Genomic DNA, 14,454 nt, shown 5'->3' on the forward strand with positions numbered 1-14,454 from the left:
TCCCGGTTTGTCTCGATGCTCACTGCACCAACGGTGAGTCGGCGCCCTGCAAGTGGATGCCACGAATATCCGCCGCTCCGATCAGGGTTTGCAGGTACTGCACCAGCGCTTTTTGCCAGACGCCCTGCTGCAACTGCGTGCGGATCGCCGTCGACACCACTTCATAAGGCAACGGCATGCCTTCAATCCGCTGATCGACACTCACCACATGCCAGCCGTAGCGACTTTCCAGCGGTTTACTGGCCAGGCCGGGCGCCAGCGTGAACAGCTGACGCTCCAGTTCCGGCACGGTCTGGCCCTTGCTGATCTGCCCCAGAGAACCGCCTTGAGCCTTCGACGGGCAGGCCGAATATTTCACCGCCAGCTCGGCGAAACTGCCGGGGAAATCCTCCAGACGTTGCAGCAATATCTCGGCCTGAGCATGCGCAAGGCTGCGAGCCTCGACATCATCCGGCGCGCACTCGAGCAGGATGTGTCGCACCGCCAGCAACGGCGCGCTGTGAAAGCGCCCGCGATTGTTTTCGTAGTAGCGCAGGCTGGTTTCCTCGTCGCACTGCGGCACGTGCACCTCGCGTTCGAGCAACAAACGCGTGGCCGCTTCTTCTTCGTTCTCACCAGCGCCGATCTCCAGAGCCAGGCCGAGTTCGGCAATGCGCTGCTGCAACAATTCGCGGATCACCAGTGCCCTGGCGGCCAGATAGACCGCCTCTTCACGGCTTTCGGCCGGGTGATATTGCAGCTCCTGGGCCATTGCCTCAGGCGTGATCGACACCCCGTTGACGCTGATGATCGGCCACTCCTGTTCGCTGCTGGCGATCAACTGCACCGGGGCGTCCTCGGCCGCCGCCGGCTCGACCGGCAGTGCTTCAAACTGCGCGATGTCGACAACTTCCGGTACCGAAGACTCTGCATTTTTAGAAGAACCGCAGCCACCGCTGCCGCCGTTACCGCCGCCACATCCACATCCACCTGACATGATGTTCTCCTCAGACTTTCTGCCGAACGATTTGATAACGACGCCCCAGGTACCAGATCGGTGCACTGACGATGTGTACGAGACGGGTGAAGGGGAACAACACGAACAGGGTCAAGCCTAGAAACACATGCAGCTTGTAGGTCAGCCCGACCGGCGCAATGGACGCCGCCGCTTCCATCGGCCGCAACAGCACGGTGTTCTGCGCCCAGTCGGCGAGCATCACCATCACCGAGCCGTCCATGTGCGCGGTGGACGCTGCAATCGTCAGCAAACCGAGCAGCAACTGCACCAGCAGCACCAGCAGAATCAAAATGTCCGAAGCGCTGGAGGCGGCACGTACCCGAGGATCGGTGAGCCGCCGATTGACCAGCATCAGCAAGCCGATCAGGCACAGCAGGCCGAAGAGCCCGCCGGAGACCATCGCCAGCAACTGCTTGTTCTCGGTGCTGATCACATGGTGATAAACCGATGCAGGCGTCAGCAGGCCGACGAAATGCCCGGCCAGTACAAACAGCACACCGATGTGGAAGAGGTTGCTCGCCACGCGCATGCCGCGCTGGTTGAGCATCTGGCTGGAGCCAGCCTTCCAGGTGTACTGCGACAGATCGAAACGGGCCCAACTGCCAATCAGGCAAATCGCCAAAGCGACATAGGGATAGATCCCGAACAACAACAGGTTCCATTTAGACATTGCCTACCTCCTTGGCTGGCACGGTGGCCAACCCTTCATGCTGAAAATCCACCCAGTGCAACGGCACGGCGCTTTCTTCCCGGGCCTTGCCCGGGGCGCCAGGCAACGAACTGCAACGGTCTTGCTGTTCGGCCTGGAGAAAGTCCACGGCCTCCTCTTCCCAGATCTTGTCGAGGGCTTCGAGGGAGTCGTCGCGCGGTTCCGACGCCACCTGCGCCCGCAGGTCGGCCACCGCCTGATGCGGCTCGGCCCCGGCGATTTGCAGCAACGCCCGGAAGCAACTGGCATAGGCGCTTTCGCGCTCTTCCAGACGCGCCGCGAGCAAGGCCAGCAAGTGCGAAACATCCGCCAGGCCCTCGCGGGCCTCGAGGTCTTCGCGGGTGGACAGGAACTCCAGGTACAGCGGGATATAGTCCGGCAGCTCCTTGACGCCGATGGCAAAACCGGCGGCTTCGTATTGCGCCATCATGTCGACCATGGCCTGGCCACGATCGCGGGATTCGCCGTGCACATGCTCGAACAACAGCAACGACAGCGAACGCCCCCGGCCGAACAGCGCGCCGTAGTGCTCCTGCCCGTCCATCAGGTCATTGGCGCAGATCAACTCCAGCAATTCGAACAACGCACCGCGCTGTTTAGGGCTGATTTCCCGTGACTGGATGATCGCCTGCTCCAGTTCGTCGCGCCCGCCAATCAGCGTCTCGGTCGGATAGTCGAGCAGCAGCGAAATCACTTTGAGAATTTGCATACTCACTCCTCCCACAACTGGACGGTTTTCAGGACGTCGCGGCGGTTGGCTTTCTTCGCACCGAACATGTTGGTGTCGGAGCTGCCGCTGCAACCGCTGCCGAAACTGAAGCCGCAACCGGAGCGCTCGGCAAAGGCGTCGCTCATGGCGTCTTCACGGTGGGCACTCGGTACCACAAAGCGGTCTTCATAGTTGGCAATCGCCAGGTAGCGATACATCTCTTCGACCTGGGCCACGCTCAAGCCGACGTCCTTCAACACTTGCAGGTCCTGAACGCCATCGACTTGCTCGGAACGTTTGTAGGCGCGCATCGCCAGCAAGCGTTTAAGTGCGCGCTTGACCGGTTTTTCATCGCCCGCTGTCAGCAGGTTCGCCAGGTACTTCAGTGGAATACGCAGGCTGTCGACATCCGGGATCACCCCGTTCATGCCCACGGTGCCGGCAGTGGCGGCGTTCTGGATCGGCGACAGCGGCGGCACGTACCAGACCATTGGCAAGGTGCGGTATTCCGGGTGCAGCGGCAGTGCGAGTTTCCAGTCCACGGCCATTTTGTAGACCGGCGAACGCTGGGCGGAATCAATCACCGACTGCGGTACGCCATCGGCCAGGGCCTGGCGAATCACTGCCGGGTCATTCGGATCGAGGAAGATCTCCAGTTGTTTCTCGTACAGGTCTTGCTCATTGGCGGTGCTCGCCACTTCGCTGATGCGGTCGGCGTCATACAGCAGCACACCGAGGTAACGGATACGCCCGACACAGGTTTCGGCGCAAACAGTCGGCATCCCGGCTTCGATACGCGGGTAGCAGAAGATGCACTTCTCGGACTTGCCGCTTTTCCAGTTGAAATAGATCTTCTTGTACGGGCAGCCGCTGATGCACATCCGCCAGCCACGGCATTTTTCCTGGTCGATCAGCACAATGCCGTCTTCTTCACGCTTGTAGATCGCCCCGCTCGGGCACGACGCTGCGCACGCCGGGTTGAGGCAGTGCTCGCACAGGCGCGGCAAATACATCATGAAGGTGTTTTCGTATTCGCCGTAAATGTCCGCCTGGATCTTGTCGAAGTTCTTGTCCTTGCGGCGCTTGGCGAATTCGGTGCCGAGGATTTCTTCCCAGTTCGGGCCCCATTCGATTTTCTCCATGCGCTTGCCAGAGATCAGCGAACGCGGGCGCGCAGTGGGCTGATGCTCGCCCAGCGGCGCGGTATGCAGGTGCTGGTAATCGAAGTCGAACGGTTCGTAGTAATCGTCGAGGCTCGGCAGGTCCGGGTTGGCGAAAATATTCGCCAAGACCCGGAATTTACCGCCGATGCGCGGGTTGATCGTGCCGTTGGCATTGCGGATCCAGCCGCCCTTCCACTTGTCCTGGTTTTCCCATTCTTTCGGGTAACCGATGCCGGGTTTCGATTCGACGTTGTTGAACCAGGCGTATTCCATGCCTTCGCGGCTGGTCCAGACGTTCTTGCAGGTAATCGAACAAGTGTGGCAACCGATGCACTTGTCCAGGTTCAGCACCATGCCGATCTGTGAGCGAATCTTCATCTCAGTTCTCCTCGATATCGGTCGGCAGAGGACGCGGCAGGTCATCGCCGTTTGAGCCATCGAGCCAGTCGACTTTGGCCATTTTGCGTACCACGACGAATTCATCGCGGTTGCAACCGACCGTGCCGTAATAGTTGAAACCGTAGGCCTGCTGCGCATAGCCACCGATCATGTGGGTCGGTTTGAGCACCACGCGGGTGACCGAGTTGTGGTGGCCGCCACGGGTCTTGGTGGTTTCCGAACCAGGCACGTTCACGATCCGTTCCTGGGCGTGGTACATCATCACCATGCCGTCCTTGACCCGCTGGCTGACCACCGCTCGTGCGGTCAGCGCGCCGTTGGCGTTGAAGCATTCGATCCAGTCGTTGTCTTCGATGCCGGCGCGTTTCGCGTCGTTCTCCGAGAGCCAGACAATCGGCCCGCCGCGGCTGAGGGTCAGCATCAGCAGGTTGTCGCTGTAAGTGCTGTGGATGCCCCATTTCTGGTGCGGAGTAATCCAGTTCAGGACGATTTCGGTCTCGCCGTTGCTGCGCTTGCCTTTCACCCCTGCAATGGTGCGGGTGTTGACCGGCGGGCGGTAACTCATCAGTTGCTCGCCGAATGCCTGCATCCACGGGTGATCCTGGTAGAACTGCTGGCGACCGGTGATGGTGCGCCATGGGATGGCTTCGTGAACGTTGGTGTAGCCGGCGTTGTAGCTGACGTGATCGTCTTCGAGACCCGACCAGGTAGGGCTGGAAATGATCTTGCGCGGCTGCGCCTGAATGTCGCGGAATCGGATCGCCTCGTGTTCCTTGGATAACGCCAGGTGGCTGTGATCGATGCCGGTAAATTCCGACAACGCAGCCCAGGCCTTGACGGCAACATGGCCGTTGGTTTCCGGCGCCAGGGACAGAATCACTTCAGCAGCATCGATCGCCGAGTCGATTTTCGGCCGGCCATGACTGATCCCGGCAGCCCCTTCGCGGTGATTGAGCGCACCGAGGAATTTCACTTCGGCGTCGGTGTTCCAGTTGATGCCCTTGCCACCGTTGCCGTGTTTTTCCAGCAATGGCCCCAGCGAGGAAAACTGCTTGTAAATGTTCGGGTAATCACGCTCCACCACATGCAGGTTCGGCGCGTTCTTGCCTGGCACGGGGGCCACGCCGGCGCTTTTCCAGTCGGTGCCGCCAAAAGGTTGAGCCAGTTCACCGACGCTGTCGTGCATCAGCGGGATGGTCACCAGGTCCTTCTCAACGCCCAGATGCCCTTCAGCCATGCTGGAAAAGGCCTTGGCGATGCCTTTGTAGATTTCCCAGTCGGAACGCGATTCCCACGCCGGGTCGATGGCGGCCGACAACGGGTGAATGAACGGGTGCATGTCCGAGGTGTTCATGTCGTCCTTTTCGTACCAGGTCGCGGTCGGCAAGACGATGTCGGAATAGACGCAGGTCGAGGACATGCGGAAATCCAGTGTGGTGACCAGATCGAGCTTGCCGATGGCGCCCTCGTCCACCCATTCGGCTTCTTCGGGTTTGCAATCCCCGACCTGGCCGATGTCTTCGTTCATCACCCCATTCTTGGTGCCGAGCAGGTACTTGAGCATGTACTCGTGGCCCTTGCCCGAGGAGCCCAGCAGATTGGAACGCCAGATAAACATGTTGCGCGGGAAGTTCACCGGGCTGTCCGGCTGTTCGCAGGAGAAGCGCAGCGAGCCGTCTTGCAGCGACTTGACCACGTAGTCTTTCGGGTCCATGCCGGCTGCCGCGGCATCGCGGCAAATGTGCAGCGGGTTGGTGTTGAGTTGCGGTGCGCTGGGCAACCAGCCGGCGCGTTCGGCACGGATGTTGTAGTCCAGGGCATGCTCGGGAAACTGTGATTTATCGGCCAGCGGCGAGAGCACGTCGTGCATGCTCATTTTCTCGTGGCGCCATTGCGAACTGTGGGCGTAGAAGAAGCTGGTGCCGTTCATCTGCCGTGGCGGACGGTTCCAGTCCAGGCCGAACGCCAGGGGCAGCCAGCCGCATTGCGGACGCAGTTTTTCCTGACCGACATAGTGCGCCCAACCGCCACCGGTCTGGCCGACACACCCGCAGAGCATGAGCATGTTGATCAGCCCGCGGTAGTTCATGTCCATGTGGTACCAGTGGTTCATCGCCGCGCCGACGATGATCATCGAGCGCCCCTTGGTCTTGTCGGCGTTATCGGCGAACTCGCGGGCGATCTGGATCGCTTTCTCGCGGCTGACGCCGGTGATCTGCTCCTGCCAGGCCGGGGTGCCGGGTACGCTTGCATCGTTGTAGTCCTTGGCGACGTTAGCGCCACCCAGGCCACGATCGATCGCCAGATTGGCGGCCGACAGGTCGAACACAGTGGCGACTTTGGCCACACTGCCATCGGCCAGTACCACGTTGTGCACCGGCACGCGGCGGTATTGCACGGCATCGCCAGCGACGTGCTGGAAGTGCTCGTGGGACTCGCCGGCAAAATACGGGAACGCCACTTCGGCGACGTCATCGCCGATCAGGCTCAGCTTCAGATCGATCTCACGCCCTTCACCGCCTTCACGAGGCAGGATGTTCCACTTGCCCTTCTCGCCCCAGCGATAACCGATGGAGCCCTGAGGAGAAACCAGTTCACCGCTGACATCCAGCGCGATGGTTTTCCATTCCGGGTTGTTTTCCTGGCCGAGGTTGTCGGTAAGGTCCGAGGCGCGCAAGAAACGGTCCGGCTGGTAACCGGCGCCCGGCGCCTTGTCGACCATTTGTTTGAGCAGCACCAGCACCGGCAAATCGGTGAAGCGCTTGGCGTAGTTGGTGAAATACGCGCTCGGTTTGTCCAGGTGAAACTCTTTGAAGATCACATGATTGAACGCCTGGGCCAGCGCCGCATCGGTACCCTGCTTGGGGTTGAGCCACAGGTCGGTGAGCTTGGCGACTTCCGAGTAGTCGGGGGTGATGGCGACGGTCTTGGTGCCCTTGTAACGGACTTCGGTAAAAAAGTGCGCATCGGGGGTACGGGTCTGCGGGACGTTGGAGCCCCAGGCAATGATGTAGTTGGAGTTGTACCAGTCGGCCGATTCCGGCACGTCGGTTTGCTCGCCCCAGACCATCGGCGAGGCCGGTGGCAAGTCGCAGTACCAGTCATAGAAACTCAGGCACGCACCGCCGATCAGCGACAGATAACGCGAACCCGCGGCATAGCTGACCATCGACATGGCCGGAATCGGCGAGAAACCGACGATCCTGTCCGGGCCGTATTGCTTGATGGTGTAGACGTTGGACGCGGCAATGATCTCGTTGACTTCCTCCCAGTTGGAGCGAATGAAGCCCCCCATGCCGCGCTTGCTTTTATAGGAGTCGGCCTTGGCCTTGTTCTCGACAATGCTGGCCCAGGCTTCCACCGGCGCCATGGTCTGCCGCGCCTCGCGCCAGAGCTTGAGCAACGGCTTGCGGATTTTCGGGTACTTGAGGCGGTTGGCGCTGTAGATGTACCAGCTGTAACTGGCGCCACGCGGGCAACCGCGGGGTTCGTGGTTAGGCAAATCGTTGCGGGTGCGCGGGTAATCGGTCTGCTGGGTTTCCCAGGTGATCAGGCCGTTCTTGACGTAGATTTTCCACGAGCACGAGCCGGTGCAGTTCACCCCATGGGTGGAACGCACGATCTTGTCGTACTGCCAGCGCGAACGGTAGACGTTCTCCCAGTCGCGAGACTCTTTGCGAGTCTCTCCATGACCATCGGAAAACTCGTTTTGCTTGCGATTGAAAAACCGCAGTTGATCCAGTAAATGACTCACGGTGTGTCCTCTCAGGCTTGCTGCGGGGTTCTGTGCCCCGCCCACGCAATGGTTGGATTCAGGTCGTCTCAGCAGGGTGTCGCGGCGCCTTTGCGCGCGTACCACCACCAGGTCACCACGATGCAGCTCAGGTAAAAAACGACGAACATGTAGAAGGCCATCTCAGGGCCGCCGGTCTGGGCCATCGAAGTGCCGAAGGATTTGGGAATGAAGAACGCACCGAAGGCGCCCATGGCCGAACTGAAGCCCAGGACGGCGGCCGATTCCTTGCCGGCATCCTTGAGCGCCTGTTCACGCACGGCTGGCGATTTCCCGGCCGAGGCTTTTTCGTGCTGCGTGCGGAAGATCACCGGGATCATCCGGAAGGTGGAGCCGTTGCCCACGCCAGTGGTGATGAACAGCAGCATGAACAAGCCGAGGAAGCCGTAGAAGCTGCCGCCCGCGCCGTTCTGCGGCAAGAAGTGCATCACGCCGAAGACCATCGCGATCATCGCCACGAAGTTCCACAGGGTCACTTTCGCGCCACCGAGCTTGTCCGCCAGCCAGCCACCCAATGGCCGCACCAGAGCGCCAACCAGTGGGCCGAGGAAGGCGAATTTCAAGGCAATGACATCCGGAAAGGAGGTTTTGATCAGCAGCGGAAACGCGGCGGAAAAGCCGATGAACGAACCGAAGGTCGCCAGGTACAACCAGCACATCAGCCAGTTGTGCTTGCGCTTGAAGATCACCGCCTGTTCGCTGAACGAGGCCCGGGCGCTGGACAGGTCATTCATGCCGAACCAGGCCAACACTGTCACCAGGACGATAAATGGCACCCAGATGAACCCGGCGTTCTGCAGCCACAACTGACCGCCGTCCGGCAACGCTTGCGGCGAGCCACCCATGAAGCCGAACACACCGAAGGTAATCACCAGCGGCACGCAGAACTGCATCACCGAGACGCCCAGGTTGCCCAGTCCGGCGTTGAGGCCCAGAGCTGTGCCCTGTTGGGACTTGGGATAGAAGAAGCTGATGTTGGACATGCTCGAGGCGAAGTTGCCGCCACCGAAACCGCAGAGCAAGGCAATCACTACGAACACGCTGTATGAGGTGCTCGGGTCCTGCACGGCGAAGCCCATCCAGATCGATGGCAACAGCAGCGACGCGGTGCTCAGGGCAGTCCAGCGCCGGCCGCCGAAGATCGGCACCATAAAGGAATAGAAGACCCGCAAGGTCGCACCGGACAGCCCCGGCAATGCCGCCAGCCAAAACAGTTGGTCGGTGGTGAAGCTGAAGCCGATGGCGTTCAAGCGCACAATCACCGTGCTCCAGACCATCCACACCGCAAAGGCCAACAACAGCGCAGGAATGGAAATCCACAAGTTGCGAGTGGCGGTCTGTTTGCCGCTACTTCCCCAGAACGCGGGGTCCTCGGGGCGCCAGTCATGAATGACCGGGCCTTTGTCAGGCGTTTGCAGAACGGACATGTTCTTCTCCTTGGGCAATGCTGGAAATCGGGGACGGGATCAGCAGCGGCTCTTTACCAAGCACCGGGCTTTTGCGTATTTCGCTGAAGTACATCCAGGTGAGGGAGACCCAGACCACGCCGTACATCAACATGAAGCAGGAAGAGCGCACGCCGGTGAGGTCCACCAGGGCGCCGAACAGGATCGGCAGCACGAAACCGCCCAGGCCACCCGCCAGGCCGACGATGCCGGACACCGCGCCCATGTTTTTCGGGTAGTCATTGGCGATGTACTTGAAGACCGAGGCCTTGCCGAATGCGAAGGCGATGCCCATGACGAACAGCAGCACGGTGAACAGCGCAGGGCTCAGGCCAATGTGGAAATCCAGCGGGCCGTCGATGGTCTGCACTTGCAGTTGGGTCTGGGGATACGAGAGCAGGAACAGGCAGATCCAGCTGACCCACAACACCCACCAGGTCACGCTTTGCGCCCCCCAGCGATCCGACATCCAGCCGCCGACGGCGCGCAGTACGCCGCCGGGCAGGGAGAAACAGGCCGCCAGCAGCGCCGCGCTTTGCAAGCTGAAACCGTATTCCTGCACGTAGTACTTGGTCATCCACAGTGCCAGGGCAACGTAGCCGCCGAAGACGATCGAGTAGTACTGGCAGTAGCGCCACACCGCAGGATCTTTCAGTGAGCGCAGTTGCTCACGCAAGCTGGCGCCCGTGGCACTACGATGGCCCTTGTTTTCTGAGGTCAGGAACCAGAACAGCAGCGCAGTGATAAACAAGATCGCACTGAAGACTTTCGGCACCAGCTGCCAGCTGCCGGCGGCGATCAGCGCCGGGGCCAGGAACTTGGTCACCGCCGACCCGGCGTTACCGGCACCGAAGATGCCCATGGCGAAGCCCTGGTTCTCCTTGTCGAACCATTTGGCGACGTAGGCAATCCCAACGGAAAACGAGCCACCGGCCAGGCCGACGAACAAACCCAGTACCAGGAACTGCCAGTAGGCGGTGGCGTGACTGATCAAGTACAGCGGCGTGACGCAAGTCAGCATCAGCAGGAAAAACACGCTGCGCCCGCCAAATCGGTCGGTCAGCAACCCCAGCGGCAAACGCACCAGCGAGCCGGTCAGCACCGGGGTCGCGGCCAGCAGGCCGAATTGGGTTTCGTTGAGCTGGAGCAATTCCTTGATCGGCACCCCGAGCACGGCAAACATCATCCAGACCATGAAGCACACAGTGAAGGCCAGCGTGCTCATGCCCAGCACCAAGCCTTGTCGTACACGCGGTTGGGTCACAATGCTCTCCCGTCAATTAGCCATGGCGGCAGACTAGAGAGGCAAACCCCGCAAAAACTTGACCCAGGTCAACGATGCCCATGAGGGCCTAAGCCTATGCTTAGCCCGCCTACCTCCAAGGAGGTAGTGCAAGAAAACCTTGAAAACCTTTATTTATCAGCTTGTTAAGGGTTTCAACCCACGCTTTTGCCGACAAGGAACTGTCGACAACTCTTTAGAGGTAGCTCGCCCAGGAACGGCGGCAAAACCCCACGCTGGAACGTGCATGCTCTGTTTTCTTATCGCTTTCCCGGACCTGCGCCGATGATCCGCTGGTTGCGCAGCTCCCTGCCCGCTCGCGCCGGGCTGGCGGTGATCCTGATCGCCGTGCTGGCGCTCGCCAGTTCATTGAGCGCCGGGCTGATCGCCTGGTTCAGCCAGGGCGATGCCGCTGCCATCAACACCGCAGGCTCGGTGCGCATGGAGACCTATCACCTGAGCTGGAAACTCGCCGCTGGCGTCGCCGACGAAGAAATCACCACCATCATCGACAGCCTGCAAAACCGCTTGGACAGCCACTCTCTCAAAGCGGTACTGGAAGATGGCCCGACCACCGCATTGCAACTCAGTTATGGGCAAATCCAGCAACACTGGAATGAGGATTTGCGTCCGGCACTGGAGCGCGGCGATGCGGCGGCCTTTCAGGCCCAGGCGCAGTCCTTCGTTGAGCAACTGAACCAGTTCGTCGATCTGTTGCAGCGCCAAAGCGAACAAAAGCAAGGTTGGCAACAGGCGATCCAGGGCCTGGCCCTGTTCACCACCATGATCGTCCTGCTGCTCGGGCTCTACGAACTGCAGTACGGCGTCGTTACCCCTTTGAAGGAGTTGGTGGATGCAACCCAGCGCTTTCGTCGCGGCGACTTCAAGGTGCGGGTCAACCATCAGTCCGAGGATGAGCTGGGCCAGTTGGCCATGAGTTTCAACACCATGGCCGAGACGATCGAAGAGTCGCATCGCACCCTGGAAAGTCAGGTCCGGCAAAAAACCCTGAACCTGCAACAAGCCAATGCCGCCCTGGAGCTTCTGTATCAAAGCAGCCGAAGCCTGGCCACACGCCTGGCCAATGCCGAGGGGCTGGACGAGTTGATTCGACGCTTCCAGCAACGCCTGCCCGGCTTGCGCCTGTCGCTGTGCCTGCAGGGACAAATGCAGGCACCGGCCCAGCAGTTGCTCGCCCTGCATGGCGCAAACATCCGGGAAGTCTGCGCCAGTAGCGACTGCGCCACGTGCCAGAGACACCCTAAAACCAACCCGCAAATCTTCAGCATCAGCAACCAGGGCAGTGAACTGGGGGAGCTCAAGGCGCACTTTGTCGACGGGCACCCCATGCAAGCCTGGGAAACCCAACTGATCCAGGCCCTGGCCAATCTGATCGGCACCTCGCTCTCGCTCAAGCGTCAACGGGAACAGGATCATCGCCTGCTGCTGCTCGAAGAACGCACGATCATCGCCCGCGAGCTGCACGATTCACTGGCCCAGGCCCTGTCCTACATGAAGCTGCAAGTCAGCCGCATGCAAACCCTGATGCGCCGGGGCGAACCGGTCCAGACCCTGGAAACCGTCACCAGCGAATTGCGCGAGGGACTGAACAATGCCTATCGCCAGTTGCGCGAGTTGCTGACCACGTTTCGCTTGCAGATTCACGACGCGGGACTGGTACAGGAACTCAAGGACACGGCCGAGGAGTTTTCCCGTCGCGGAGAATTCCAGGTGCACCTGCACGTCGACACGCTGGCCTTTCAACTATCGGCCAGCGAACAAATCCACATTTTGCAGATCACCCGCGAGGCGCTCTCCAACTGCCTGCGCCACGCCCATGCGCAAAACGCCTGGCTGCAACTGCGCCAGGATGGCGAGACCGTCAGGTTGTCGGTCGAAGACGACGGGCGTGGGTTCAGTGGCAACGTCGACCAGCGCGAACACCACGGCCTGAACATCATGGATGAGCGGGCTCGCAGCTTGCGCGGCCAACTGCAGATATTTTCCAGGGAGCCCCAAGGCACCCGTGTCCAACTGGAATTCCACCCGGAGTTTCTCGGGCAGCAAACAGAAGGTAGCGCCACATGACCCTGTCCCCACAACACAAAATCCTGCTGGTAGACGATCACCCGATGATGCGTCACGGCATTCGCCAGATGCTCGAACTCGAAGATGATTTCCTGATCGTCGGCGAAGCCAGCCAGGGTGAAGAAGCACTCAGTCTCATTGAGCCGCTTCAACCGGACCTGGTTTTGCTCGACAACAACATGCCGCAAATGAATGGCATCGAAACCCTGCGCCGACTACGAGCCATGCACTACACCGGCAAAGTGCTGCTGTTTACGGTATCGGACGCCGAAGACGATATTCGCGATGCACTGCGCCTGGATGCCGACGGCTATCTGCTCAAGGACATGGAGCCCGAACTGTTGATTCAGTACATCCGCGATGCCCTGAACGGCGCGTTGGTAATCAGCCCGGGACTGACCCAAGTCATGGCGCAAGCACTGCGTGCTCCTGCGCGTCAGGCCGTGGTGGAACTGACCGAGCGTGAGCGTCAGGTGCTGAAAACCATCGCCAGCGGCTTCAGCAACAAGGTCATCGGGCACAAACTGGGCATCACCGAAGGCACGGTCAAGGTTCACGTCAAAAACCTGTTGCACAAACTCGGCTTGCGCTCACGAGTAGAGGCGGCGGTGTGGGCCATGGAACATCTGCGCAACGCCGGCTGAAGGGTATTCCTCTTTGGAGGTAGGCCTGCAGAGGCATAGGTCATCAAGCCTGCGCTCTCTACTATGGCCGTCAGCGGAGGTACGCCATGCTGACTCACCCTTCCATCGTTTTAACGTTGCGCCGTCATCATCTGTTCAGCCAACTGCCGGAGAAAGTCTTCGAGGAAGTCTGCAGCCTGGCCATGCTCAAGCGCCTGAGTTGTCACAGTACGCTCATGCATCAAGGGGATCCGGCCAGGCGTTTTTTCCTGCTGGTCAGCGGCCAGGTCAAGTTGTACCGGCTCACCGGCGAAGGCCAGGAGAACCTGGTGGAGATCATTCAGCCCGGCCAGACTTTTGCCGAAGCCTTGCTGTTCAGCCAGGCTCGTCTGTATCCGGTGAGCGCCACCGCGCTGAAGGACAGCGTGCTGGTGAGCATCGACGGCAACCATTACCGCAATGCCCTGGAGGACCAGCCGAAAGTCTGCCTGGCCATCCTGGCGAGCATGAGCGTTCACCTGCACCTGCGTCTGCGCGATATCGATACCTTGACCATGGCCAGTGCGAGCCGTCGGGTGATCAATTTCCTGTTCCAGGAACGCCACCCGGTGACCGGCCAGATTGTCTTGCAGATGTCCAAACGCCTGGTGGCGTCGAAGCTGGGAATTCAGCCGGAAACCTTTTCGCGGATACTGCATCGCCTGGTGGAAAGCGGCCTGATTGCCATGGAGCGACGCCACATCAGCATCCTCGCTGAAGAGGAACTGGCCGCTTTCCAATAGCCGGAATTGACCGTCATCAAGGTACCCATCCACACCTCTTGCACACTGACAGAGCCCATCCACGGAGAGTGCAAATGCCCCGTTCAACCCTGCCTTTGGTTTACTCCTGCTCAGGCTGCTCCAACGTCGCCCAACTGGCCAACACCCTGGCCGTGCGCCTGGATCGCAGTGGTCTCGCTGAAATGTCCTGCATCGTTGGTGTCGGCGGGCATGTGGCAGCGCTGGTCAACAAAGCGCGCTCGGGGCGCCGGATCTTCGCGCTGGACGGCTGCCCGCTGCAATGCGTCGAGAACTGCCTCAAGCAACATGGCCTGCACGCGGACGTGCACCTGATCCTCAGCCACTACGGGCTGCGCAAACGCTATGGCGAGGACTGCACGCTGGCGCAGAGTGATGAGTTGTTTGAAGGGATCAGGCAGTTGATTGCCAGTGATGCCCGACAGCACGGAAGCCGCCAGTAAACG

The 14,454-nt window shown here is 60.3% G+C and carries 11 protein-coding genes; 4 read left to right on the forward strand and 7 right to left on the reverse strand.

Going from position 1 to position 14,454, the window contains the following annotated elements:
• Positions 1–19: 19 nt before the first annotated feature.
• From AC1DQM_RS05240 to AC1DQM_RS05270, 7 genes are all read right to left on the reverse strand, one after another.
• Positions 20–976: a peptidylprolyl isomerase gene (locus tag AC1DQM_RS05240; protein WP_138867334.1), complete on the reverse strand. Its 957-nt coding sequence runs from the start codon at positions 974–976 to the stop codon at positions 20–22.
• A 10-nt stretch (positions 977–986) separates the two neighbouring features.
• Positions 987–1,667 carry a respiratory nitrate reductase subunit gamma gene (gene narI, locus AC1DQM_RS05245; protein ID WP_018927813.1) on the reverse strand — a complete coding sequence of 227 codons (681 nt, stop codon included), beginning with the start codon at positions 1,665–1,667 and terminating at the stop codon, positions 987–989.
• A complete protein-coding gene (narJ, locus tag AC1DQM_RS05250) occupies positions 1,660–2,415 on the reverse strand; it encodes a nitrate reductase molybdenum cofactor assembly chaperone (protein WP_138867333.1) in 756 nt (251 codons plus the stop codon). Before narJ ends, narI begins: the two co-directional genes overlap by 8 nt.
• Before the next feature lie 2 nt (positions 2,416–2,417).
• Complete coding sequence (narH, locus tag AC1DQM_RS05255) at positions 2,418–3,956, reverse strand: nitrate reductase subunit beta (RefSeq protein ID WP_018927811.1); 1,539 nt, start codon at positions 3,954–3,956, stop codon at positions 2,418–2,420.
• 1 nt (position 3,957) lies between these two features.
• The gene (locus tag AC1DQM_RS05260) at positions 3,958–7,731 is read right to left on the reverse strand and encodes a nitrate reductase subunit alpha (RefSeq protein ID WP_138867332.1); all 3,774 of its coding nucleotides are present in this window, start codon (positions 7,729–7,731) and stop codon (positions 3,958–3,960) included.
• 68 nt (positions 7,732–7,799) lie between these two features.
• Positions 7,800–9,197: a NarK family nitrate/nitrite MFS transporter gene (locus AC1DQM_RS05265; protein WP_111454555.1), complete on the reverse strand. Its 1,398-nt coding sequence runs from the start codon at positions 9,195–9,197 to the stop codon at positions 7,800–7,802.
• On the reverse strand, positions 9,175–10,479 hold the full coding sequence (locus AC1DQM_RS05270) for an MFS transporter (protein WP_111454556.1): 1,305 nt from the start codon (positions 10,477–10,479) through the stop codon (positions 9,175–9,177). Before AC1DQM_RS05270 ends, AC1DQM_RS05265 begins: the two co-directional genes overlap by 23 nt.
• A gap of 303 nt (positions 10,480–10,782) precedes the next feature.
• On the opposite strand from AC1DQM_RS05270, the gene AC1DQM_RS05275 reads away from it, so the two are divergent.
• From AC1DQM_RS05275 to AC1DQM_RS05290, 4 genes are all read left to right on the forward strand, one after another.
• Positions 10,783–12,585, forward strand: a complete 1,803-nt coding sequence (locus AC1DQM_RS05275; RefSeq protein WP_086945724.1) for a HAMP domain-containing protein — start codon at positions 10,783–10,785, stop codon at positions 12,583–12,585.
• Positions 12,582–13,229 (forward strand): two-component system response regulator NarL, encoded by a 648-nt coding sequence (narL, locus tag AC1DQM_RS05280; protein WP_028940874.1) that lies wholly within the window; start codon positions 12,582–12,584, stop codon positions 13,227–13,229. The genes AC1DQM_RS05275 and narL overlap by 4 nt, the downstream gene beginning before the upstream one ends.
• An 86-nt stretch (positions 13,230–13,315) precedes the next feature.
• Complete coding sequence (locus tag AC1DQM_RS05285; RefSeq protein WP_019649064.1) at positions 13,316–13,990, forward strand: Crp/Fnr family transcriptional regulator; 675 nt, start codon at positions 13,316–13,318, stop codon at positions 13,988–13,990.
• A 74-nt stretch (positions 13,991–14,064) separates the two neighbouring features.
• On the forward strand, positions 14,065–14,451 hold the full coding sequence (locus AC1DQM_RS05290; protein ID WP_064617227.1) for a putative zinc-binding protein: 387 nt from the start codon (positions 14,065–14,067) through the stop codon (positions 14,449–14,451).
• The last annotated feature ends 3 nt before the right edge of the window (positions 14,452–14,454 follow it).

This window comes from Pseudomonas sp. 01L34, assembly GCF_056400265.1.

Coding starts and splice junctions, on each gene's coding strand:
- AC1DQM_RS05240 (WP_138867334.1), bottom strand. CDS start 976: ATGTCAGGTGGATGTGGATGTGGCGGCGGTAACGGCGGCAGCGGTGGC.
- narI (WP_018927813.1), bottom strand. CDS start 1,667: ATGTCTAAATGGAACCTGTTGTTGTTCGGGATCTATCCCTATGTCGCT.
- narJ (WP_138867333.1), bottom strand. CDS start 2,415: ATGCAAATTCTCAAAGTGATTTCGCTGCTGCTCGACTATCCGACCGAG.
- narH (WP_018927811.1), bottom strand. CDS start 3,956: ATGAAGATTCGCTCACAGATCGGCATGGTGCTGAACCTGGACAAGTGC.
- AC1DQM_RS05265 (WP_111454555.1), bottom strand. CDS start 9,197: ATGTCCGTTCTGCAAACGCCTGACAAAGGCCCGGTCATTCATGACTGG.
- AC1DQM_RS05275 (WP_086945724.1), top strand. CDS start 10,783: ATGATCCGCTGGTTGCGCAGCTCCCTGCCCGCTCGCGCCGGGCTGGCG.
- narL (WP_028940874.1), top strand. CDS start 12,582: ATGACCCTGTCCCCACAACACAAAATCCTGCTGGTAGACGATCACCCG.
- AC1DQM_RS05285 (WP_019649064.1), top strand. CDS start 13,316: ATGCTGACTCACCCTTCCATCGTTTTAACGTTGCGCCGTCATCATCTG.
- AC1DQM_RS05290 (WP_064617227.1), top strand. CDS start 14,065: ATGCCCCGTTCAACCCTGCCTTTGGTTTACTCCTGCTCAGGCTGCTCC.